Raw genomic sequence first — 21,564 nt, 5'->3', positions numbered from 1 at the left:
ATATGTCCAAAACAGCATCATCCACCAGATATATACGCACGCCAGGCACTTTGGGTCGGGAAGATAATTCGTTGACCTTTCGGAGTGAAAAAGGAATTATTCATCTGCCGATTCATGGATTGAAGGAACTTTATTTGTTGAATGAAATCTCGCTGAACAGCAAGCTCCTTTCTTTCCTGTCCATGGCGGGTATTACGGTTCATTTCTTCGATTACTACGGTCATTTCAGAGGTACTTTTTATCCGAAAGAGGCAAGAGTGAGCGGTAAGGTCAAGCTTTTGCAAGCTAAAGTTTGTCTGGAAAGAAGGATACCTATTGCTGCGGCTTTCATCGGTGCGATTGCAGCTAACATCCATGAAGTGCTGTATCATTATTACAAACACGGGAACAAAGAGATCAAGCCTTATTTGGATTGGCTAAAGAAGGACGTACCTCGCCTTTTGGGAAAAATGGAGGATATCCCAAGGCTGATGAGTGTGGAAGGAGAAATATGGAGACGGTTTTATGATACCTTCAAAACCTTTCTGCCCGAAGACTTCCAAATGAACAAACGAGTCAAACGCCCGCCGGATAACCCGTTAAATGCGTTGATTAGCTTTGGAAATACGATTTTATATACCAAAACGATTTCACAGATTTACCACACTCATTTGGATCAAAGTATCAGTTTTTTACATGAGCCGAGCGACCGTCGTTTCTCTCTCAGTCTTGATCTGTCCGAGCCGTTCAAGCCGTTATTGGTGTATCGTACTATTTTTGAGCTGGTGAACAACCGCCGAATACAGGTGAGTAAGCATTTTGAGAAGGATTATAATTACTGTATTCTGAACGGAAAAGGTCGGGACGTGTTCATTATGGCGCTAGAGGATCGGATGAACCAGGTATTTGATCACAGCACACTCAAACGGAAGGTCAGCTATGTATCTGCTATTAAATATGACGCTTATAAGTTGAAAAAGCATATCGTTGAAGGAACGCCCTTTGTCCCTTTCTTGGAAAAGGAGCAGAGATAGAGTTATGGCTAAAAATTATAACTATGTTATCTTGGTCTATGATATCGGAGAAAAGCGAGTGGGTAAGGTATTCAAAATATGCAAAAAGTATCTCGTCCATTTTCAAAAGTCAGTCTTTCGGGGTGAGATTACACCCGCCAATCTAATTCAATTACGGGCAGAGTTAAAAAAGGTGATTGATGAAGGAACAGATTTTGTGGCTGTGTTTAAGATGACAGGAGATTACGTCTTCGATGAGGAAATTATCGGTGTCCGTATGAACGATTCTGAGTCCTTATTGCTGTAATTTTCCCAACCGTCTTAAAAGAAGGACAGCATGTTAACCTTACAGCGCCAAGGGGTGGAGGGTATTTCCCTCATTATTTTCAACAAACCCTCTTCGGTTGGGAAAATTTTGTGAAACCCTTGCGGCTGTAGTAGAATAGGCATATATGCATTTGAAAAAACGTTGATTTTACTAGCCTTTAACCACAACATGAGATGTATTGAAATAAGTTATATTAAGGCTATATTACGCCGTCAAGGGCGGCTTTAACCACAACATGAGATGTATTGAAATTTTTTTGATTCGTCCGCATATGCGTTCGCATCCAACTTTAACCACAACATGAGATGTATTGAAATTATCCGCAGCAGTCTTTAGCCCATTGGCTTCTTGAACTTTAACCACAACATGAGATGTATTGAAATAGCGATATGGAAGCGAGAGCAGCGAAAAAGAATCCGCTTTAACCACAACATGAGATGTATTGAAATATGGATAGCCCTAGACCCCAAGGGTACAGCATACCTCTTTAACCACAACATGAGATGTATTGAAATCTCCTTTTACGTTTCTTCCTTGCAGTACAGCCGTACCTTTAACCACAACATGAGATGTATTGAAATTAAAATTTCGGTTAAATAGGTCAGTGAGTGGGACAACTTTAACCACAACATGAGATGTATTGAAATTAGATCCACAATGACCCGCTTAATTCCCAAAGCAACCTTTAACCACAACATGAGATGTATTGAAATATATACTGCCAATCACTATCAGGCAACGTTAGTTTCCTTTAACCACAACATGAGATGTATTGAAATCCGTCGAGTCTAACGGCTGTCTGCATTTTTTCGCCCCTTTAACCACAACATGAGATGTATTGAAATGGCTATTTGGCCTCATTACCAGCAGCAGGCGCCGCGCTTTAACCACAACATGAGATGTATTGAAATTCCATAATAAGGCTCACAGCCATTTCTACAGCCTCCTTTAACCACAACATGAGATGTATTGAAATTTTTTCGTTGATCCGCTTTAGACAGCGAAGAAAATCCCTTTAACCACAACATGAGATGTATTGAAATCGAGTTACCCTAGTATGAAAAATCCTTGACAAATAACTTTAACCACAACATGAGATGTATTGAAATAGGCAGGCAGGCGGCTACACCTTCGTTTCCTTGTCCCTTTAACCACAACATGAGATGTATTGAAATGGGGCAAGACCCTGAGAATCATGAGGTCATTTCCTCCTTTAACCACAACATGAGATGTATTGAAATATGTAGGTGTAGCTGGTTCCGGTGCAACCGTGACGACTTTAACCACAACATGAGATGTATTGAAATAAGACTTCGCTGATATCTCCAATGCTTTCGACGATCTCTTTAACCACAACATGAGATGTATTGAAATAGAAAAAGGGAAAGGACTACTTCAATCAAATTTACCCTTTAACCACAACATGAGATGTATTGAAATATCTCATACTCGAACACGTTGAACGCGGACGACAAGCTTTAACCACAACATGAGATGTATTGAAATTAGTTTGACGTAATTATACGAGGTCGGAACCCGCGCCTTTAACCACAACATGAGATGTATTGAAATGACACATATAAACGTTAATTTTTCCGTTAGTCACCTCTTTAACCACAACATGAGATGTATTGAAATCAAGAGGATTGATAGTAGGGAAGTTTATGCCTATGACTTTAACCACAACATGAGATGTATTGAAATACGCTAACCGTCCATTTCTGCGCCGGATGATCCAGCTTTAACCACAACATGAGATGTATTGAAATAACAAGAAGGACATTTCTGGCACGGGCAACTGCTTTCTTTAACCACAACATGAGATGTATTGAAATAGCGAAGGGGGCTGTAATATGGCGCTCATTAGCGAACTTTAACCACAACATGAGATGTATTGAAATAAAAAAACTTTTAAGATAAGTGACTGTATAACTCCACTTTAACCACAACATGAGATGTATTGAAATGGTTTGTGAGTGCTGTGGAGAGCAAGACCCAATCTACTTTAACCACAACATGAGATGTATTGAAATCCGATTTGGACGACGATACGGCCGGGGCTATTTCTGCTTTAACCACAACATGAGATGTATTGAAATTAGGTACCTTGATCCTTTTTACTTGAGTCTACCTATCTTTAACCACAACATGAGATGTATTGAAATAGGTTTCAGTTCAGCGCGATGGACAATTCGATCCAACCTTTAACCACAACATGAGATGTATTGAAATCAAGGGTATTGATATCGCCAATGGTGCCGCTAAAACCTTTAACCACAACATGAGATATATTGAAATCAAAAATAAGGGCAGGGGATAGCGAATGACAATATGCCTTTAACCACAACATGAGATGTATTGAAATTCGGAAGACGATTCCTCCCTTTCTTTAACCATTGGGTTAATCAACACTAAACTGAACAACTATTATGAGGGCGCTTTCCTGGTTTCTACAGGTGTGAGGTACCCGAGTGTACCTTGAATACGGTGATGGTTGAACCCGTGGACATAGTCGCGCAACTCGACATTAAGCTGTTCCTCTGATTAAAGGTAGCTTCAGCTACAGTATAATTGGAGACTAAACACTGCTTTTTCATCATACGACCGATTTTATGACGTGAAGTGTGAGCGTCTTTTTTCTTTAACTCCACTTTGGTTTTGCGTGTTCTGTAAAAGAACCTGAATTTTGACTCTACACCCTCTGTTTCTTAAATTCCGCTGTAAATGTACGTCTTGTTTTTGACATCGTAGATCCGCTCCCTCTCTGATCTGCTTATTCTACTAGCCCTTATATTTTCTGTTCAACCCAATGTAGTCGATCCACTATTTATAGGCAACGGCCAAATATAATGCTCTTCGTAGCCTCTTTAATCCTCGTTTAGCAGTCCGATTATTCGTTGCTGCGAACTTTCCTGAACTGTACTAGCCCAATCAAACTTTTTATCCTATTTTTCGCGCTGACAAAGAGGGAATTTCATGATAGAGAAGAATATATTTATGAAAAAATGTAAAGAGGTGGTTAGATGGATGCAAGGCAAATGTTTAAAGAAACGAAAAAAACGTTAACGGAGCTCATAGAACAAGCAACCTTGGTCGATTTCGACAAGTGTCAGGAAGGATATGCAAAAACTTTGAGCCTTTGGAAAGCGTTAAGAGATTATGAAAAGTGGACAGAATCCCTAGTTTTGAAAGCACCTGATCCGGGAAGTGAGCTTGCCCACATGGACACAGAAAATAAAGCGGTTCCAGAGCAAGCTCCAGCCAGGGAGATTCGTCCATCTTATGTTTTTGAGCGTAAACTCAAAGGAGGGTGCCTTTCTAAATTAAACCATGCACTTTTGACAGAAGAACTGGTCCGAAACCTGGACTTGAAAAATGGGGATCTGTTGTATGCAGAACCCAAAGAAGGCGCCTATGGATCGCAACCGATTTACTGGTACGAGGTAGCGGAGCGCCGTGAAAGGAAAATGTCCGTTCAAAGAGTCGGACTAGGCTTCTGTCCGGTTGAAGCGGTTGGTAATTTTTTAGTTGTTCGTAAAAGTTATGAGACGGGTGAGCTGATTCGGTTTTGTGAGGTTTCCATGGAATTGGTGCTCCAAGATAATGATATAAGGGAGTATTCGCTACGCGAAGGAGACCTGGTCGATATTGCTTATTGGGAGAATGCACCGGAGAGACCGCGGGTGGTGTATAAGCATCCCGTGCCGAAAGAAGCGGATATGGTTAAAACAGTTTCAAGAAAGCATAAGGATCGTATAGAAGAGAAAACGCGAGTTGCAGAGCCGGGCTTAACGTTGGAAGGAAAGGTAATTTTGGTAGTGGGGAATGATGCGGAGCCGGAAAAATGTCGGGAGTATTTCACCAGGCAGGGAGCCGAGATGCTTTGGGCGGATTCAAAATTTTCTGGCAATCGTCTGTCTGGACTTATCCGCAAGGCGGACGCGGTGGTTTATCTTCTCCGCATCACTGGTCATGGGGGGATGATATTAACTAAACGGTTGTGTAAAGAATATGAGGTGCCGTTTGTTCCTACGTGGTCTTTGGGAGCTTCATCCTTACTGGCCGTAGCAGAAGAAGCGGTATGCTAAAAGGAAAAGTAGTGTTCATCAAAGGATCGAGAAAATGGTTCGCGTGCCTCATTTCAAAAATACCATTGCTTGATCTACTAGGGCAGAACTACGGCGAGGCATTACAAGCCGATACGCACATGCAGTTTCATGATCGCATTCACCCGCTGATCGAGACGACCACCGGGATCAGCTAAGAGGATATTCCGGCTGGAATAACGGTTTCAAATCCTAATTTTACAACAACCTTTTAAGTTGGGATATACGGCTTGGTGACACGCCAAGCCATTTTGCATATTTACTTTGGTTGACATGGGGATGTTCGCGTATGAGACTTCTTAGTTTTTTCAATTGTTGTAAATCGAGTATACATTGCCTACATAAAAGTGAATCCCTGAAATAGGTTAAGTCCTCAGTTAAATTACACAAGTTACAAGAAAATCCCTCTCCTTCAAATGAGAATTATAGAAACCCACTTTAAGTACACCTGAAGTATGTAATTTGTTCCGAAATATGGCACTATCGTAAATTACAAATATTTCATTATATTATAAGATAGGAAGTCGTTCTATATCCATTAACCAGTTAGATCGTGTTACTATGGGAATGGGTTTACCTTCAGCCCATTTTTAAGCCGTTGTGTGGAGCTTAAACGATTGGATTGCTTAGAGCGAGTTGTAGGTATGCTGCTAGATCATCCATCGGCCTATATTACTTCACTCTTTGATGGATCGGCTACACTTGGTTGAACAGAAGATATAAGGGCTAGTAGAATAAGCAGATCAGAAGAAGAAGCGGATCTACGATGTCAAAACCAAGACGTACATTTACGGCGTAATTTAGGAAACAGAGGGTGCAGAGTCAAAATTCAGGTTCCCGAAGCTACTAAAGTAGATTTTTTTCTCTATCCCCATTAATAAGATGTGATCAAATCACTGGAAATTCACCACCTTCCTATATTATACTGAAAGAGTTTATAATCCGATATCTGGAATATGGTGTTATGATAATCGGGACATGTCTTATACGAAAGATTAGCATGATCGAAACATGAGCTACGGCACAGGACCGTCATAAAGGAGAGCAACGATGTTTGTCATACGGGGAACACAAAAACTGTTGAAGGAATGGGATACCGAACCACTTCAAGTTGATATTTATCCGCCTTTGAATAGTTGGCATGCCAACTTGTTTTTGCTTAATCGGAGAAAAAATATTGTGTTTATGCATGATGCATCCCACTTGAGTGTTACACTGTTCGGAATCAAAAAGGCGCAGTACAAAAACCTGCCCACTCTTTTCGTCCAAGCCTTGAAGGAACTTATGATCAGTGAGGGTTTTGATGAGAAAATTGTAGAGGCGTACACACAGGAAGGCGAGCAGATGCTGGCTACTACGACGAACAGCCATAGCGTGATGGGAATCTTGGATGAGATTATTTTTGTCATGAAGGAACTGGATATGGAGCATGGAAGCGATTTGGAAAAAAACCAGTGGAACAACCGGATTGTGTTCAAAACGGTTCAATACCAGTATCCGGTCGATGCTTTTGAAGAAGCTTTGGAAAAGCATTATAAACTAGAGAATGTTTAAGATAATTTATTATTTTTTGATAATAGGCTCCATTTATTCCCTCTATACTATATAATCTAATGTAGTTCTAAACGTTAAACAGAAGTGCCCAAAGAGTATCCACCAAAGTCCATCTGGGCGGGGGATGCTCTTTTTTTTACAACTCAATATGATAACAACATTTGCGATGAAATGAATCATAGCGCAAAAAGCGGCATACTTTGGTAAAATAAAACGATACAGTATTTTACACCATCGGTCAGACTTAAAAACAGGGGGTACATAACGAATTATGAAACCGATTATTGAGATAGCCAAAGAGGCAGGAATTGAAGAAGAGCATCTGGAGACGTATGGAAAATATAAAGCGAAGCTGAATCCGTCCCTGTGGGAGCAGGTGAAGGATCGTCCGAACGGAAAGCTGGTGCTGGTCACGGCAATGAATCCGACTCCGGTGGGAGAAGGAAAAACGCTAACGACCATCGGGCTGTCGCAGGCGCTGAATGCGCTGGGACACAAGACTGTAGCTGCACTGCGGGAGCCGTCACTCGGCCCCTGCTTTGGCATGAAAGGGGGAGCAACCGGGGGAGGGCAAGCCCAGATTGTTCCGGCCGAAGATATTAATCTGCATTTTACAGGCGATATTCACGCGATTTCGGCGGCGCATAATTTGCTGGCAGCGATGATTGATAATCATTTGTTTCATGGCAATGCTTTGTGCTTGAAGCCGGAACGAATCATGTGGAAACGGGCTGTAGATATGAATGACCGGAGTTTGCGAAGTATAGTAACCGGATTGGGAACAGACAATGGAGCTGTGAGAGAAAGCGGCTTTCTGATTACCTCGGCCTCGGAAGTGATGGCGGTATTGTGCCTGAGTGAAGATATCGTTGATCTTAAAGTACGCTTGGGCCGGATGGTCATCGGATATAATGAAGCGGGCGAAACGGTGACGGCCGAGGATTTGCAAGCAGTGGAAGGTATGGCTGTGCTGCTTCGGGATGCGTTAAAGCCGAATCTGGTGCAAACGCTGGAGGGAACACCCGTCATTGTGCATGGTGGTCCTTTTGCCAATATTGCGCACGGATGCAGCAGTCTGATCGGTACGAAGCTGGCTCTAAAGCTGGGAGAGGTGGTTGTGACGGAGGCCGGGTTCGGGGCTGAGCTGGGGGCAGAAAAGTTTTTTGATATCAAATGCCGTCAGTCCGGTTTGCAGCCGGATGTGGCTGTGTTGGTCGTAACTGCCAAAGCGTTGAAATATAACGGTGGTGTAGATAAAAATGAGCTGGACGCGGAAAATCTGGAGCCATTACAGCTTGGATTAGCCAATATGAATCGGCATGTACGGAATTTGCAAAAATTCGGCGTGCCTGTACTGGTAGCGATCAACCATTTTGTAACGGACAGCGAAGCCGAATTGGAACTGATTTTCGTGGAATGCCGCAAGCTGGGTGTATCCGCAGAGCTATCTCAGGTGTGGGCACAGGGAAGCCAAGGGGGAGAAAAATTGGCCCAAAGCCTGCTGAATCTGCTAGAAGAGGGTAAAGCCCATTTTGCACCATTATATGATCATGCGCTTGATTTGCAAGCGAAAATTAGTGTCATTGCGAAGGAGCTTTATGGCGCGGCAGAGGTAGTATATACTCCTGCGGCTAAACGGGCATTGTCCGGTATGGAGCAGCTTGGGTTTGGACAACTGCCTGTATGCATGGCCAAAACGCCGTATTCTTTTTCAGATCAGCCGTCTCTGCTAGGCGCACCGGAGGGCTTTACGATCCACGTGTCCAGAGTGTCATTGTCCGCAGGAGCAGGCTTTGTGGTCGTGGAAACGGGCAACGCAATGACCATGCCCGGTCTGCCTAAAATCCCGGCAGCCGAGCATATGTCGCTGGAGCCGGATGGGAGCATTCAGGGCTTGATGTAGTATAATAGATAGCTTGCCAAACGTTTTTCTACAGAAGCTAATAGATTTATTTGTGAAGCAGTTGTACAGGTCAGGAGCTTATAAGAAAGATGCTTTAATAGCTCATTATTAAATTTGTGATCCTGCACAGAAAAGGTTAGTCACGAAGAAGATCTAATCGTTAATAAAGTAATCGAGTTGATGGGGGAAATGCAATAGATACGTATAAGCTTGTCATGCCAGTCTGCATAAATCGAACAATTCCTTCATAGACATGTACTAATTCATTTAAAACATGTGCTGAAGGGGTTGATGATATGCGCCGGATTTCATGGATGCTTGCCATGGTCATGTGTGTAATGCTGCTGCTGGCGGGGTGCGGCAAGAAGAGCGCGGACGATGTGGTTAAAGATTTGAGTGATGTGGTGAGCGACCTGAACAGCTACCACGGTACAGCTTTGATGACGCTGCATACCGGCGACACGTCGCAGGAGTACAAGGTGGACATTTCCTACCGCAAACCTTCTTATTACCGAATTGCCATGACGAACGAGAAAAAGGACGTTACTCAGATCGTGTTACGCAATGATGAGGGTGTATTCGTATTGACGCCTAGTCTGAACAAGAGCTTCCGCTTCAAAAGCGATTGGCCGAACAACCAGGGCCAGGTGTATTTATATGAAACCCTGGTTCGCAGTATTATCGGTGATGCCTCACGTCAACTGGCTTCGGACGATAAATCCTATGTGTTCGATGTGGCGGCGAGCTACAACAGCCACGCGCTGGTAAGACAAAAAATATGGCTGTCCAAAAATAACTATGCACCAACGCAGGTACAGGTATCTGATGCGAACGCCAAGGTAGTTGTGGATCTGAAATTCAATCAATTTGCGTTTGATACGAAGTTCGATAAGGACTCTTTTGATATGGAGCGCAATATGGCTTCTGGAAAAACAGGCAAGGGAAGTGAAGGAGCGCCTGCAGCCGGAGCAGTGAATTCCAGTGGGCAGCTTGATTCTTTCGGTATGATTGATGGTATGACAGGTGTGACGTCCAGCGAACCCGGACAAGAGCAGGGAACAGCAGGAGAGAAGGTACAGCAGCCGTCAGGAGAAGCGTCGGTGGATGGAGCTACCACAGGCGATACGTCAAAACCGGATAGCGCGGACGCGACGGGCAGCACGGATACGAAGGCCAAGCCGGATACAGCGGGCAACACAGAGGCACAACAGCAAGCTCCGGGTGCGTCTGATGCAGCAACGGGGACATCGGCAGGCACGGATGCTGCTGAAGCTGTGATGGGTGAGTTCGGCTTGATTGAACCGTCCTATACGCCGGCCGGGGTACAGATCAAGGATACACCGGAGCTGGAGGATAATGGTACACATGCGGTGATGCTGCGGTATAGTGGAACGTATAACTATACGATTGTGGAGGCGCGTCCGAAAGATCGGGCGGTATCGCTGGCCGCAGGTGAACTGGTCGATATTGGAGGGAGCTTTGCCGTTCTGACGGGCAGCGAGCAGCAGACGATGACCTGGATGAATGACGGTATAGAGTTCCGAATTACCAGTGCTGACCTGCCTGTGAGCAAAATGATACAAATTGCCGCTTCTATACAGGATCAATCGGGTAAATAAAACTTTATAGACGGATGCAGACGGTTTAGAGTGTATTTTGCTCTGCTTCCGCCCGTATCCGTCTTTTGTTCATTCGAGGTCTAGGGGTGTGTGTACCTCTCGCTTGGGAGTCATGTTCTTTGTGGAGGATGCTGGTAAACGCCATCTGCCATTGACAGCCACGTTTCTGAACATTACCATTAACCTTTGGAAGTAAGGACTGCCACATTCCGCATGGTAAAAGGTTATGTTACAGGCTAACAATTGAAGAAGGTGACTGGATTTTGCAAGCACAATATAGATCGACCCGGGCCGAAATCAACCTGGATCACCTTGGCGCCAACTATGAGGCTTTTCGTAAGGCATTGCCAGCGGATAAGCTGTTGCTGGCTTGTGTCAAGGCTAACGCCTACGGACACGGTGCCGTGGAAATATCCAAGGAATTGGAACGCCTTGGTGCGGATTACTTGAGCGTCGCTTTTCTGGACGAAGCGCTGGAGCTTCGGCAGGCGGGGATCAGACTGCCTATCCTTGTACTCGGATATACCCTGCCCGAAGCTGTGCAGACGGCTTGGGAGCATGATATTACACTGACTGTGTTCGATGAAGAAGTGCTGGAGGGTATCCGTAGACTGGACCGCAAAGGAAGCGAACGCAAGCTGAAGGCGCACATCAAAATAGACAGCGGCATGGGACGACTAGGCCTGCTGCCTGGAGAAGAGGCGGTTGCCTTTGTTCGGCAGATTCACCGGTTGGAGCAAGTGCTGCTGGAAGGCATGTACACCCATTTTGCCCGCGCGGATGAACAAGACAAAAGCTATACACTGCAACAGTATAATCGGTTCCAGGGCGTGGCGGAAGCGCTAAGGGAACAAGGCATCACCATTCCCATTATACATACGGGCAACAGCGCGGCCACCATTGATACCCCTGCACTTTCCCCCAATATGGTGCGGATTGGCATCAGTATTTACGGCCTGTATCCATCTGATGAGGTTAACCGGCAAGCCATTGAGCTGCTGCCTGTATTGTCATTAAAGACGGCAGTGGTTTACACCAAGACGCTCCCTCCCGGCTGGGGGGTTAGCTACGGCACCCGGTACGTGACCACTGAGGAAGAACGAATTGGCACACTGCCGATTGGTTACGCGGATGGATACTCCCGCATGCTGAGTGGGAACATCGAAGTGTTGATACGCGGCCGCCGCGTCCCGGTGCTCGGCACCATTTGCATGGACCAGTGTATGGTATCCTTACAATCTTTCGCAGAGGATGCGGAAGAAATTCAAATCGGCGAAGAGGTTGTTCTCATCGGCCAGCAGTCCGGCGAAACGATTGCTGCGGATGAGCTGGCATCCAAGCTGGATACCATCCACTATGAGGTGATCTGCATGATCGCACACAGGGTACCGCGTGTATATACACGGGGAAATATTCCTGTCGTTCGAGTGAATTCGCTTCTTCCAACCCGCTGGGATTAATTTCATGACGCAAATGACCGGATAAAAGCAGGAGTTTTCGCAGAATGTCCCGAAATATGTACAAAGGAAAGAAAAGAGCGCTGTAACTGTCAAATCGACGCATCAGGCTCCGCTGACACTTGTATTTCGAGGATCAAGCGCCTATACGAAAACGAACTGCGTAGTTTATAATGGAATGCAGCATAGATGATATACGAATATCATATACATTCTCTTGTATTCCGTTTGAATAAATTACCGGGAATAACGTTATAATGGTACAATGGCGACAAGGTTTTGGGGGTGGAAGAGAAGTTGGCCAATTTGCAGAACACCAAAAGAATAATGATCAGTTTGCCGGATCATCTCTTGCAGGAAGTGGATGGGATCGTAGCCATGGAAAATTCCAACCGCAGTGAATTTATCAGGCAGGCCATGAAGCTGTATGTGGGCGAACGTAAGAAACGTTACATTCGTGAAGCCATGCAGCGTGGTTATATGGAGATGGCTAAAATTAACTTGACCATGGCCTCCGAAGCCTTTCATGCGGAGGAAGATGCAAACAGCACCTTGGGCCGTACAGTTAGCGGGGTGTAATCCATATTGATCGTAAAGCGCGGCGACGTTTTTTTTGCAGACCTTTCACCCGTAGTCGGTTCCGAGCAAGGTGGCGTCAGGCCTGTGCTGATCATTCAAAATGATATCGGCAACCGGTTCAGTCCCACCGTGATCGTGGCAGCCATCACCGCCCAGATTCAAAAGGCGAAGCTGCCCACACATGTGGAAATCGACGCGGCGACGCATGGCTTTGATCGTGATTCTGTCGTTCTTCTGGAGCAAATTCGGACGATCGACAAGCAAAGGCTTACCGACAAAATCACCCATTTGGATGAAGAAACCATGCGCAAAGTGAGCGATTCGCTACAAATCAGTCTTGGTTTGATTGATTTTTAGCATTTTGGAACGACGAGTGAAACGGGAAAAGGGCAGCGCGTGAGCGCTGTCCTTTTGCGTGTCCGATGAAAAACGCAGGCTGGGCCTGGCTTCATCGTTACGTGCTGGCGCTTTGATTCTTTTTTTGTGATAATGAAAGACATGATGAAAGACAAGAGTTGTAAGGAAGAAGGGATAGCTTTGTCTAACGAGGAAACGAAAACGGAAATCCGGCAGGAGCCGAACGAAGCAGAACGCCAGGAGCGGATTGTCAAACAAGTGGCGAGAGAGCTGTCGCTGGCACTCAAGCAAATCCGGACGACGATCAGTTTGCTGGATGAAGGGAATACGATTCCTTTTATCGCGCGATACCGTAAGGAAATGACAGGGGAACTGGATGAAAATCAGCTGCGTGAAATTGAGGATCGTGTGCTGTATTTACGTAATTTGGAGGACCGTAAGGTAGAGGTCATTCGCATTATTGATGAGCAGGGCAAGCTGACAGAAGACCTTCAGGCTGCCATCACTTCTGCGGTTAAGCTTCAGGAAGTGGAGGATCTGTACCGTCCATATCGGCAAAAGCGCAAAACCCGCGCGAGTGTGGCGAAGGAACGGGGGCTGGAGCCGCTGTCCATCTGGATCTGGAGTCAGCCGAAGCAGGGCGATGCTCTGAAAGAAGCTGAGTCCTATGTAAATGCAGAGCTGGGAGTTGAAAGCGCCGAAGCGGCTATTCAGGGAGCTTTGGACATTTTGGCGGAAAATATAGCGGACGACGCGGGTATTCGCCAGTGGGTACGCCGTTATACACTGGATCATGGCATGCTTACCTCCGAAGCGAAGGATGCAGAGCAAGAGTCTGTCTACGAGAATTACTACAGCTATCGTGAGCTGGCTAAGAAAATGCCGCCTCATCGCATTTTGGCAATTAATCGCGGAGAGCGTGAAGGCATTCTCAAGGTCGGGCTGGAGGTAGCGCCTGATTCAATTCACAATTACGTCGCAGGTCAAGTGATTAAAGGCTCATCCGTCGTGGAAGAGCTGCTGCGCAGCGTCATTGAGGATGCGTATAAAAGGCTCATCGCACCCTCTATTGAGCGTGAGGTGCGCGCTGAAATGACGGAGAAGGGCGAGCTGCAGGCCATCTCTATCTTTGCGGGCAATTTGCGTAGCCTGCTGTTACAGGCCCCAATCAAGGGCCGCCGTGTGCTCGGTGTCGATCCGGCGTATCGGACAGGCTGCAAGCTGGCGGTTGTAGATGATACAGGCAAGCTGCTGGAAGTGGCAGTGACGTATCCGACACCACCGAACAACAAGAAGCGTGAGGCTGCCGAGAAATTCAAGCAGCTCATTGCCCAATATAGCATTGAGCTGATCGTCATCGGTAACGGAACGGCTTCGCGTGAAACAGAGCAATTCGTGGCTGAAGTCATCGCAGACATTGGTGACAGCAGCCTGGCGTACCTGATCGTCAATGAGGCAGGCGCGAGCGTTTACTCGGCCTCTAAGCTGGCGCAGGAGGAATTCCCGGATCTGGACGTGGCTGAGCGCAGCGCGGCATCCATTGCACGTCGTGTACAGGACCCGTTGGCTGAGTTGGTCAAGATTGAGCCGAAGGCCATTGGCGTAGGCCAGTACCAACATGATGTGTCACAGAAGCATCTGGATGAAAGCTTGAAGGATGTTGTAGAATCGGCAGTTAACCATGTCGGTGTGGATGTGAATACTGCTTCCTCGGCATTGCTGTCCTATGTAGCGGGCATTAACGCGACAATTGCCAAAAATATCGTGAAATACCGTGAGGAAAACGGCAAATTTAACAACCGTCGTCAGTTGCAAAAGGTACCGCGTCTTGGCGCGAAAACCTACGAGCAATCGGTTGGCTTTATCCGTATACCAGGTGGAGAAAATCCGCTGGACCGCACGCCGATTCACCCTGAATCGTATGCTGTCGTAGACCGTTTGTTGGCTGAACTGGGCATCAGCGCCCACGATCTGGGCACCAAGGCTGCGACGGAAGCGCTGAACGTGTCCAACATTGACGAACTGGCGGCGAAGCTGGAAGTCGGCGTGCCGACATTGAAGGATATTCTGGACAGCCTCCAGCGTCCGGGCCGTGACCCACGTGACGAGCTGCCGTTGCCTGTATTCCGCAAGGATGTGCTCAAGATCGAGGATCTGGCACCGGGCATGGAGCTTCAGGGAACCGTCCGCAATGTGATTGATTTCGGCGCATTTGTCGATATCGGCATCAAGAGTGACGGATTGGTTCATATTTCGCAGCTACGCAGCGGCTTCGTCAAGCATCCGATGGATGTCGTATCCGTTGGTGATAACGTGACCGTGTGGGTGCTGAATGTAGACTTGAAAAAAGGCAGAGTCGGTCTGACGATGAAAGCTCCGGCAGAAGTGCAATCGCAGGTATAAAACTCTAAAAATCCGTATAACCGCTTTATTAGGGTATAACAAAAGCCGGAATCTCCGAACCACTTCGGAGATTCCGGCTTTCATTTTTTTACTGCCCTGAACTTCTACCCATTGTTGGCATCAAACTCCACACCCGGTGCTTTATGATAAAAAAACCAACAGTCATTCAACAGTTTAATCTGGCGCCGGTCCTTTTTGTAAAAGGCCCGCATAAGCTGGTTGTTGAGCCATTGAGGCAAGCCAATCTCCTCCTCTGCGTTAACATTTGTATGTTTAGCATATGGGGTGGGTGCCTAAAGTGTGCTTATCAATTGGATGGCTTATGAATTGAGGGTTAGACTTTGGACGTTATTTTGTAATATGCTTGGCGGTATGGAGCAAAGGAGGAGAACGTGTAAGGATGGAGCCCAAGTCCCTTAGCAATTCGATGAACCATTCCATGAGCGATGAAGAGCTTCAGGAATGGGTGGAGCACATTTCAATGGAGAGTTTTGGCGTACCGTTTCGCCATCGTGCCAGCTTTAATTCGCGTCTGTCTTCCACAGGCGGTCGATATTTTATGAAAAGCCATCATATTGAGATTAATCCGCATCAGCTTGCAGCCAACGGGCGGTCCGAGGTGGAAAAAATTATTAAGCATGAACTGTGCCATTATCATTTGCATTTGCGCGGGATGGGCTACCAGCACCGAGATGCGGATTTTAAAGCATGGCTGGCCCGTGTAGGAGGGAGTAGGCATTGCCAAACTCTGCCGGGGAGAGCGGAACGAAGGCCGCAGCCCTATCGCTACAAGCTGGTGTGCGCCTCCTGTAGTCAGGAATACCTGCGGAAGCGTAAAATGAACCCCCAGCGTTACCGCTGCGGCAAATGCGGAGGCAAACTTCATCTACTGGCACTTGACGCACCCCCTGAATCATGGTAAATTAAACGTACTGTATGACGATTTACAGCAATGTTCCCTGATAGCTCAGTTGGTAGAGCACTCGACTGTTAATCGAGTTGTCACAGGTTCGAGTCCTGTTCGGGGAGCCATGGAGAGATACCCAAGTGGCTATAAGGGGACCCTCTGCTAAGGGGTTAGACTGCGAAAGCGGTGCGAGGGTTCGAATCCCTCTCTCTCCGTTGATTTTTCAGATCAGAAAAAGGACGCTTGTATGCATCGGAATGATGCTTGCGAGCGTTCTTTTTTGTCTATGAAAGCCTGTGGATTTTCAGTTTACAAGGTCGGCTTCGGGAGTCTAACCAGTATATTTAGAGGAGTATGAGCTAGGCCATTCTCTACATTGGTCAGGGTAACTTCAGAGCAGACGGCATTGATGTCTTCTTTTGCATTGCCCATAGCGATGCCCTTACCCGCCATCGTCAGCATCGGAATATCATTATAGCTGTCTCCTACAGTTGCGGCCTCCTCCATGGAAATACCCAGATGATCTGCAAGATAACGCAGTGCGTTTCCTTTGGAGGCATCCTTATGCTCCACTTCAAAGTTACGGTCTAAGGAAATGACCATGTTCAGGCCGGGGAATTCCCGATAACGCTCGCGTCCCCGGTTCAATTTGGCTTGATCAAAGGAGAAGCACAGCACGTTATAAATCTCTACATCCAGCGGAATGTCTTCATATGAGGGGATACGGGTATGCCCGGCCTGTTTCATCATTTGGTGCTTGAGCATACCGTCCTCTTCATGATTAATGCTCAATCCATGGACAGAAATGCCCCCGAAGAACCGTAGACAAAACGGTGCTCCTCTAGCTTTACCAGATCCCGGCGGGCGTGAATAAAGCAAATTTACGTAAGTAAAAATGCATTGTAATTCTCGGTAAACAACTTATTTTAAATTTTTTAAAATAAGTATTGTCATTCATTCTTCTATTTGATATACTCTTTCTTGTCGCCAAGTTGGTGTGAAAATGCGGCCCGTTGGTCAAGCGGTTAAGACACCTCCCTTTCACGGAGGTAACAGGGGTTCGATTCCCCTACGGGTCATTGTTGTCTTTATGGACTTCATGTTGCATGCTTAAGGGAAATTCTTGAGGTCTGATCTGATGGCAGACAACTTGGATGAACAGCACGAGCCATTAGCTCAGTTGGTAGAGCACCTGACTTTTAATCAGGGTGTCGAAGGTTCGAGTCCTTCATGGCTCACCATTTATATTTTATTATGCGGTCGTGGTGGAATGGCAGACACGCTATCTTGAGGGGGTAGTGAGCGTATGCTCGTGGAGGTTCGAGTCCTCTCGACCGCATAAATGGAATGAACGGAAAAGTCTCTCACGGTAGAGGCTTTTTTATTTGTGTAATGAAGAATAAAGTAGCCATACTTATGAAATAATGATTCCATAGTATAATCTAATGCCATAATGTTATAGAATGATAAGTATAAACTGATGAAGTGACGGTGAAAAATATGGACGCTCAACTGTTGGGAGATATATCAGAAAATATTTTGGGTTTGTTTCCGATTGTGAGGAAGAAATTTTTCACCTTCGGCACGCTCAATATTCCTTTACATTTGTCGCCTAACAACTTTCAGGTATTAATGCTTCTGCGGGAGGTGCGCTTGTCTACGGTATCTGATCTATCCAAACAGCTTAATGTCTCGCGTCCGAACATGACCCCTCTTTTGGACAAGCTGGTGGAGCATGGGTTGGCCGATCGCCAGTCGTGTGACTCGGATCGCAGAGTCGTGAATGTGGCGATTACACAAGAGGGCGATGCTTTTTGTGAGCAGGTGTTCAATACCTTTTCCGGTAAAATTCAAGAAAGACTGGTGCTTCTGTCGGAAGAGGATTTATTGCACTTGAGTGATACTTTGAACGAATTAAAGCGGATTTTTCTTAAAATCGACAACGCTACTACGTAATTGATGTAAGCAAACTGACGGAGGGCCGCCGTTTTCTTCGGAAAACAGGCGGTTTTTGTTGCATATTGTGGTATAATGAAAACCAACATACATAATTCGGGAATTTTAACATACGTGATCTTTGAAATGGAAACAGGAAACATGATATCGTTATTGGAGAGCCTGCTAGGGAGGAAGGGACTTCTATGCAATCTATTTACCAACGAATTGAGGAGCTTATCAAGGAACGGGGAATGACGAAAAAGGCGTTCTGCAAGCAGTTGGGTATTAGTACAGGGAATTTTGGTGATTGGAAGAGAGGCAAGACGACACCGGGCACGAATAAGCTCATTGAAATCGCTTCGTTTTTTGATGCCAGTCTGGACTGGATCATGTTGGGGCGGGATGTACAGGGTGAGGTGCTGAGGGAGTCGAAGGACCCTTATTTTTTTGATGCATATGGGCAACTGAATTGCCAGGGAGAGCAGCTTAGTAAAACAGAAAAGGATTTTATATTTGAGTATATTGAATTTACCCGCTTCCGTAAAGAGAAAAAGCAGGAAAATTCAACTACGGAATAAACGAGTGCAGCTATTAAAGTGATGATTACCGAATAAGTATGGTTGTAATGTTGGTTGGAATTTTGGGGATAGCTCAAGAAAAGTTAGGGTGTCGGAGGGGGATAATTTTGGGAGACCAAACGATTTATCAGCGAATTGAAGCCTTGATTAAGGATAGGGGAATGACGAAGAAGGCGTTTTGTGAAAAGCTCAAAATCAGCTCGGGGAATCTTGGGGACTGGAGAAGAGGCAAAACAACGCCGGGAACGATGCATTTAATCCAGATTTCGGACTTTTTTAATGTATCGCTGGATTGGTTAATGAAAGGCGTCAAGCCAGGTGAGGGCGTACTTCAGGAGCAGAAGGCTGCTTATTTTTTTGGAGTGATGGGGCCATTGAATTACCAGGCAGAGGACCTGGATACAGAAGAACAGAATTTCATATTAGAATATGTGGAATTTGCGAAATATCGTAAGCAAAAAGGTGAGAATGACAAAACACAGCCTGAATGATCTTCTCGCTAAAGATCACTCAGGTTAAAAACCCGTAAAACGGACCGGTGGGTTCGATTGACGAGTTTATTTGGTTTGCCGACGTTATAGCGTGCCGTATACTTGGGGGACGCTCACATCGTTGGTTTCAGAGTGGTGGTGCCTCCTTATAATCGTTATCGTCGATGTTGAGGATTGCAGCAACTTGTTTTCTGTGCCTTTGTGCTTTGCGGGTGCCGTGAATCAGATTGGACAAGCGTGAAGGCGGGATATTATGCGTTTCACAAAATGTTTTCTGATCCAGCCGAAGTTCGACAAGCCTTTGTTTGATGGCCCACCCGAAGGAGGTAACAGGCATTTTGTTGTTCAAGTGAAATCGCCCCTTACGGATTCTTGCGGAATAATTGGTGTGTTATAATAATCATCAGTAAACATGTTATAATTAACCATCTGAAACTATGATACACGTTTATACGTGTTTTTACAATCTTAAATACGTAATTTGGATAAAAATATTACTTATTAAAGTGATGGATGGTCTGAATAATCCATCGGGAGCCTGTTAATTGTACGAAATTGCAGTTGTATTCTGGATAAAAAAGCACTCTGTCACTGAAGAAAGTGGTGGGAGTGCTTTTGGCGTTGGTGCTGGAAGGGTGAAAACAGGCATCAGGGGGATGCTGGAGGCGTGTAATGGGGCAGGACGAAGAAATCAGTTAATTTCACCCGCGCTGGCGGTTGCTGCTCATATAGGGTGGCTGAACAACGATATAAAGGTTTTTGATAGCCATGCCATCGAGGGATGTGAGCTGAGGATGCAGATCGGTACGTACATAGTGTTCCAGGTCTTGCAGACAGGTTAAACGGCTCATTTAAAATATTTATTGTATTTATGTTTACAAATAGAATACAAGGGAGTATAATAAACCTGTTGCCTCGAAACATTAGAATTTGCGGTCGTGGTGGAATGGCAGACACGCTATCTTGAGGGGGTAGTGGGCGTACGCTCGTGGAGGTTCGAGTCCTCTCGACCGCATTACATGCAAGACACAGTTAAAAAAGCATTCTGACACGTTTTTAACGTGATTGGATGCTTTTTTTTGTTATATAAGCTGCACTAAAATATCCCTTTTTCCTAGCCACAGGAGCAGCCGCCTGGATTGGCTGCTTGTGAACGGTGATGAAGTGGCCTATCAGCTTTGCTGCAAGAGCTTCTCAATATCCCCCGCCAGTTTATCCGGAGTTGTCTGTGGGGCATAGCGCTTAAATACGTTCCCTTCGCGTGTAATCAAAAATTTAGTAAAATTCCATTTGATCGCTTTGGAGCCGAATATGCCTGGAGCTGTTTGGGTGAGGTAGCGGAATAAAGGGTGCGCCTGATCGCCATTGACATCTATTTTGGCAAACATCGGAAATGTAACTCCATAGTTGATTTGGCAAAACTCCGAAATGTCCTCGCTGGAACCCGGCTCTTGCTTGGCAAACTGATTGCTGGGAAACCCCAGGATTTCAAGACCCTGCTCATGGTATTGGTCATATAGTTCTTGTAGCGCCTTGTATTGGGGGGTTAGCCCGCATTTGCTGGCTGTATTCACGATGAGCAGAACTTTACCATCATATATGGACAACGGAATCTCTTTCCCTTGCAGAGTTTGTGCATCATATTCATAAACGGTCATGGTTTCCCTCCTGATTTGGTTTTCTACAATTAAATTGTAAGAAATTTAACGAAGGTTTGCAAGTCTATAATAGATGTAATGCGACGTCTGCAACTGTAAAATCGTATTTTGTCCAAAACGGAAAATTGCACTGCAAATGGGGCGAATTGCGTTGTTTCTCATCGTAAAAACAGGCTCAATCGGCGCTTATCAGGTGCATACAGCAGTTTTTCTTTCTCTTTTACAAAAAAAGGACAAAAAATGCTCTCCATACGCCAATATTGACATGCCTGATATTTTTGAAAAGAGATGAAAAACCGAGCTTGAAGGAGCTGGGAGAAGGATATTTATGTTGTAAGCGCTATAATTAATCTCTTATGCTCCAAAGGCGGATTTATAACCCCGCAGGTGAGCTTTACAGTATTCCTTGCGCGGGTGTATGATTCAGACGTAATTTCAAATGAAGTGAATGAAGCAGCAACGAATTGTCTATAGCGCTGAATTTTGCAGTTGCAAAAGCGGGGGAACCAAACGAGATCTATGCGGCTTTTAGAGGTCCGTGTGTCTCATGGGGTGAATTTTCCGGCCAAGTGCCAGAAATAGGGCGACTCTCACGTCCGAATCCGACAGCTAACCTCGTAAGCGTACAGGGAGAGGCAACAAACCGCCGTGTGCAGCCATGGTTTATTTTATCATGGGTATGTAAGAAGCCGGA

21 protein-coding genes, 6 tRNA genes, 4 pseudogenes, 1 CRISPR repeat array and 1 riboswitch are annotated in these 21,564 nt (G+C 45.7%); of the genes and pseudogenes, 24 read left to right on the top strand and 7 right to left on the bottom strand.

Annotated elements, in window-relative coordinates; genetic code table 11:
* The first annotated feature begins 2 nt into the window (after positions 1 to 2).
* Positions 3 to 1,013 (top strand): type I-B CRISPR-associated endonuclease Cas1b, encoded by a 1,011-nt coding sequence (gene cas1b, locus ACWGOO_RS04265; RefSeq protein ID WP_452481568.1) that lies wholly within the window; start codon positions 3 to 5, stop codon positions 1,011 to 1,013.
* Between the two features lie 4 nt (positions 1,014 to 1,017).
* Positions 1,018 to 1,299, top strand: a complete 282-nt coding sequence (gene cas2 / locus ACWGOO_RS04260) for a CRISPR-associated endonuclease Cas2 (protein ID WP_452481567.1) — start codon at positions 1,018 to 1,020, stop codon at positions 1,297 to 1,299.
* Between the two features lie 176 nt (positions 1,300 to 1,475).
* Positions 1,476 to 3,685: a CRISPR direct-repeat array (repeat unit 30 nt; unit sequence CTTTAACCACAACATGAGATGTATTGAAAT).
* 62 nt (positions 3,686 to 3,747) lie between these two features.
* Here cas2 and ACWGOO_RS04255 read toward each other — a convergent pair.
* Positions 3,748 to 3,846 (bottom strand): annotated as a pseudogene (locus ACWGOO_RS04255) (IS3 family transposase); the annotation flags it as partial.
* A gap of 309 nt (positions 3,847 to 4,155) precedes the next feature.
* Positions 4,156 to 4,242: pseudogene (locus ACWGOO_RS04250) on the bottom strand (transposase); the annotation flags it as partial.
* A gap of 116 nt (positions 4,243 to 4,358) precedes the next feature.
* Here ACWGOO_RS04250 and ACWGOO_RS04245 point away from each other — a divergent pair.
* From ACWGOO_RS04245 to ACWGOO_RS04225, 5 genes and pseudogenes are all read left to right on the top strand, one after another.
* A complete protein-coding gene (locus tag ACWGOO_RS04245) occupies positions 4,359 to 5,408 on the top strand; it encodes a hypothetical protein (protein WP_452481566.1) in 1,050 nt (349 codons plus the stop codon).
* The gene (locus ACWGOO_RS04240) at positions 5,402 to 5,584 is read left to right on the top strand and encodes a hypothetical protein (protein WP_452481565.1); all 183 of its coding nucleotides are present in this window, start codon (positions 5,402 to 5,404) and stop codon (positions 5,582 to 5,584) included. The genes ACWGOO_RS04245 and ACWGOO_RS04240 overlap by 7 nt, the downstream gene beginning before the upstream one ends.
* Positions 5,585 to 5,945: 361 nt before the next feature.
* Positions 5,946 to 6,115 (top strand): annotated as a pseudogene (locus ACWGOO_RS04235) (transcriptional regulator); the annotation flags it as partial.
* A gap of 361 nt (positions 6,116 to 6,476) precedes the next feature.
* Positions 6,477 to 6,980: a DUF6933 domain-containing protein gene (locus ACWGOO_RS04230; protein ID WP_452481564.1), complete on the top strand. Its 504-nt coding sequence runs from the start codon at positions 6,477 to 6,479 to the stop codon at positions 6,978 to 6,980.
* A 271-nt stretch (positions 6,981 to 7,251) separates the two neighbouring features.
* A complete protein-coding gene (locus ACWGOO_RS04225; RefSeq protein ID WP_452481563.1) occupies positions 7,252 to 8,883 on the top strand; it encodes a formate--tetrahydrofolate ligase in 1,632 nt (543 codons plus the stop codon).
* Between the two features lie 5 nt (positions 8,884 to 8,888).
* Here ACWGOO_RS04225 and ACWGOO_RS04220 read toward each other — a convergent pair.
* Positions 8,889 to 8,996: pseudogene (locus ACWGOO_RS04220) on the bottom strand (Crp/Fnr family transcriptional regulator); the annotation flags it as partial.
* Positions 8,997 to 9,179: 183 nt separating this feature from the next.
* On the opposite strand from ACWGOO_RS04220, the gene ACWGOO_RS04215 reads away from it, so the two are divergent.
* The 5 genes from ACWGOO_RS04215 to ACWGOO_RS04195 all read left to right on the top strand — a co-directional run bounded on the left by ACWGOO_RS04215 (position 9,180) and on the right by ACWGOO_RS04195 (position 15,298).
* The gene (locus tag ACWGOO_RS04215; RefSeq protein ID WP_452481562.1) at positions 9,180 to 10,502 is read left to right on the top strand and encodes a LolA family protein; all 1,323 of its coding nucleotides are present in this window, start codon (positions 9,180 to 9,182) and stop codon (positions 10,500 to 10,502) included.
* Between the two features lie 263 nt (positions 10,503 to 10,765).
* The gene (gene alr, locus ACWGOO_RS04210; protein WP_452481561.1) at positions 10,766 to 11,962 is read left to right on the top strand and encodes an alanine racemase; all 1,197 of its coding nucleotides are present in this window, start codon (positions 10,766 to 10,768) and stop codon (positions 11,960 to 11,962) included.
* Between the two features lie 294 nt (positions 11,963 to 12,256).
* Positions 12,257 to 12,538, top strand: a complete 282-nt coding sequence (locus ACWGOO_RS04205; RefSeq protein ID WP_007429334.1) for a CopG family ribbon-helix-helix protein — start codon at positions 12,257 to 12,259, stop codon at positions 12,536 to 12,538.
* 6 nt (positions 12,539 to 12,544) lie between these two features.
* Entirely contained in the window at positions 12,545 to 12,895 is a 351-nt protein-coding gene (locus ACWGOO_RS04200) for a type II toxin-antitoxin system PemK/MazF family toxin (protein WP_007429335.1), read from the top strand.
* A gap of 180 nt (positions 12,896 to 13,075) precedes the next feature.
* A complete protein-coding gene (locus ACWGOO_RS04195; RefSeq protein ID WP_452481603.1) occupies positions 13,076 to 15,298 on the top strand; it encodes a Tex family protein in 2,223 nt (740 codons plus the stop codon).
* A gap of 104 nt (positions 15,299 to 15,402) precedes the next feature.
* Here ACWGOO_RS04195 and cmpA read toward each other — a convergent pair whose 3' ends face one another.
* On the bottom strand, positions 15,403 to 15,537 hold the full coding sequence (gene cmpA, locus ACWGOO_RS04190) for a cortex morphogenetic protein CmpA (protein WP_452481560.1): 135 nt from the start codon (positions 15,535 to 15,537) through the stop codon (positions 15,403 to 15,405).
* 161 nt (positions 15,538 to 15,698) lie between these two features.
* On the opposite strand from cmpA, the gene ACWGOO_RS04185 reads away from it, so the two are divergent.
* From ACWGOO_RS04185 to ACWGOO_RS04175, 3 genes are all read left to right on the top strand, one after another.
* On the top strand, positions 15,699 to 16,220 hold the full coding sequence (locus ACWGOO_RS04185; RefSeq protein WP_452481559.1) for a SprT family protein: 522 nt from the start codon (positions 15,699 to 15,701) through the stop codon (positions 16,218 to 16,220).
* 34 nt (positions 16,221 to 16,254) lie between these two features.
* Positions 16,255 to 16,330: transfer RNA gene (locus ACWGOO_RS04180), tRNA-Asn, on the top strand.
* Position 16,331: 1 nt separating this feature from the next.
* Positions 16,332 to 16,420, top strand: a tRNA-Ser gene (locus tag ACWGOO_RS04175).
* A gap of 94 nt (positions 16,421 to 16,514) precedes the next feature.
* On the opposite strand, the gene ACWGOO_RS04170 is transcribed toward ACWGOO_RS04175, so the two are convergent.
* Positions 16,515 to 16,970, bottom strand: a complete 456-nt coding sequence (locus ACWGOO_RS04170; RefSeq protein ID WP_452481558.1) for an HAD-IIB family hydrolase — start codon at positions 16,968 to 16,970, stop codon at positions 16,515 to 16,517.
* Positions 16,971 to 17,212: 242 nt separating this feature from the next.
* Between ACWGOO_RS04170 and ACWGOO_RS04165 the strand changes: the two genes are divergently transcribed.
* From ACWGOO_RS04165 to ACWGOO_RS04140, 6 genes are all read left to right on the top strand, one after another.
* Positions 17,213 to 17,284 (top strand) — tRNA-Glu (locus ACWGOO_RS04165).
* Between the two features lie 86 nt (positions 17,285 to 17,370).
* Positions 17,371 to 17,446: transfer RNA gene (locus tag ACWGOO_RS04160), tRNA-Lys, on the top strand.
* Positions 17,447 to 17,461: 15 nt separating this feature from the next.
* Positions 17,462 to 17,544, top strand: a tRNA-Leu gene (locus ACWGOO_RS04155).
* A 161-nt stretch (positions 17,545 to 17,705) separates the two neighbouring features.
* Complete coding sequence (locus ACWGOO_RS04150) at positions 17,706 to 18,161, top strand: MarR family transcriptional regulator (protein WP_452481557.1); 456 nt, start codon at positions 17,706 to 17,708, stop codon at positions 18,159 to 18,161.
* Between the two features lie 185 nt (positions 18,162 to 18,346).
* Complete coding sequence (locus ACWGOO_RS04145) at positions 18,347 to 18,721, top strand: helix-turn-helix domain-containing protein (protein ID WP_452481556.1); 375 nt, start codon at positions 18,347 to 18,349, stop codon at positions 18,719 to 18,721.
* 107 nt (positions 18,722 to 18,828) lie between these two features.
* Positions 18,829 to 19,212, top strand: a complete 384-nt coding sequence (locus tag ACWGOO_RS04140) for a helix-turn-helix domain-containing protein (protein WP_452481555.1) — start codon at positions 18,829 to 18,831, stop codon at positions 19,210 to 19,212.
* Between the two features lie 127 nt (positions 19,213 to 19,339).
* Here the strand turns inward: ACWGOO_RS04140 and ACWGOO_RS04135 are convergent, their stop codons facing one another.
* The gene (locus tag ACWGOO_RS04135) at positions 19,340 to 19,561 is read right to left on the bottom strand and encodes a hypothetical protein (RefSeq protein ID WP_025715646.1); all 222 of its coding nucleotides are present in this window, start codon (positions 19,559 to 19,561) and stop codon (positions 19,340 to 19,342) included.
* Between the two features lie 196 nt (positions 19,562 to 19,757).
* On the opposite strand from ACWGOO_RS04135, the gene ACWGOO_RS04130 reads away from it, so the two are divergent.
* Positions 19,758 to 20,054 (top strand): hypothetical protein, encoded by a 297-nt coding sequence (locus ACWGOO_RS04130; protein ID WP_452481554.1) that lies wholly within the window; start codon positions 19,758 to 19,760, stop codon positions 20,052 to 20,054.
* A 90-nt stretch (positions 20,055 to 20,144) separates the two neighbouring features.
* Positions 20,145 to 20,227, top strand: a tRNA-Leu gene (locus tag ACWGOO_RS04125).
* Between the two features lie 157 nt (positions 20,228 to 20,384).
* Here the strand turns inward: ACWGOO_RS04125 and ACWGOO_RS04120 are convergent.
* Positions 20,385 to 20,870 (bottom strand): glutathione peroxidase, encoded by a 486-nt coding sequence (locus tag ACWGOO_RS04120; RefSeq protein ID WP_452481553.1) that lies wholly within the window; start codon positions 20,868 to 20,870, stop codon positions 20,385 to 20,387.
* Positions 20,871 to 21,006: 136 nt separating this feature from the next.
* On the opposite strand from ACWGOO_RS04120, the gene ACWGOO_RS04115 reads away from it, so the two are divergent.
* Positions 21,007 to 21,162: a hypothetical protein gene (locus ACWGOO_RS04115; protein ID WP_452481552.1), complete on the top strand. Its 156-nt coding sequence runs from the start codon at positions 21,007 to 21,009 to the stop codon at positions 21,160 to 21,162.
* A gap of 172 nt (positions 21,163 to 21,334) precedes the next feature.
* A riboswitch (cyclic di-AMP (ydaO/yuaA leader) is annotated at positions 21,335 to 21,510 on the top strand.
* Positions 21,511 to 21,564 lie beyond the last annotated feature (54 nt).

It is taken from the genome of Paenibacillus sp. NPDC055715 (assembly GCF_053617595.1).
Note: the sequence above shows the minus strand (reverse complement) of the source record. Positions and strands in the feature narration are given on the sequence as shown.

Bases quoted from the DNA above. Each gene is read 5' to 3' on its own strand.
- cas1b (WP_452481568.1), top strand. From the start codon at position 3: ATGTCCAAAACAGCATCATCCACCAGATATATACGCACGCCAGGCACT.
- ACWGOO_RS04120 (WP_452481553.1), bottom strand. From the start codon at position 20,870: ATGACCGTTTATGAATATGATGCACAAACTCTGCAAGGGAAAGAGATT.
- ACWGOO_RS04145 (WP_452481556.1), top strand. From the start codon at position 18,347: ATGCAATCTATTTACCAACGAATTGAGGAGCTTATCAAGGAACGGGGA.
- ACWGOO_RS04170 (WP_452481558.1), bottom strand. From the start codon at position 16,970: ATGCTCAAGCACCAAATGATGAAACAGGCCGGGCATACCCGTATCCCC.
- ACWGOO_RS04215 (WP_452481562.1), top strand. From the start codon at position 9,180: ATGCGCCGGATTTCATGGATGCTTGCCATGGTCATGTGTGTAATGCTG.
- ACWGOO_RS04240 (WP_452481565.1), top strand. From the start codon at position 5,402: ATGCTAAAAGGAAAAGTAGTGTTCATCAAAGGATCGAGAAAATGGTTC.
- ACWGOO_RS04230 (WP_452481564.1), top strand. From the start codon at position 6,477: ATGTTTGTCATACGGGGAACACAAAAACTGTTGAAGGAATGGGATACC.
- ACWGOO_RS04185 (WP_452481559.1), top strand. From the start codon at position 15,699: ATGGAGCCCAAGTCCCTTAGCAATTCGATGAACCATTCCATGAGCGAT.
- ACWGOO_RS04225 (WP_452481563.1), top strand. From the start codon at position 7,252: ATGAAACCGATTATTGAGATAGCCAAAGAGGCAGGAATTGAAGAAGAG.
- ACWGOO_RS04115 (WP_452481552.1), top strand. From the start codon at position 21,007: ATGGGGCGAATTGCGTTGTTTCTCATCGTAAAAACAGGCTCAATCGGC.
- ACWGOO_RS04150 (WP_452481557.1), top strand. From the start codon at position 17,706: ATGGACGCTCAACTGTTGGGAGATATATCAGAAAATATTTTGGGTTTG.
- cas2 (WP_452481567.1), top strand. From the start codon at position 1,018: ATGGCTAAAAATTATAACTATGTTATCTTGGTCTATGATATCGGAGAA.
- ACWGOO_RS04245 (WP_452481566.1), top strand. From the start codon at position 4,359: ATGTTTAAAGAAACGAAAAAAACGTTAACGGAGCTCATAGAACAAGCA.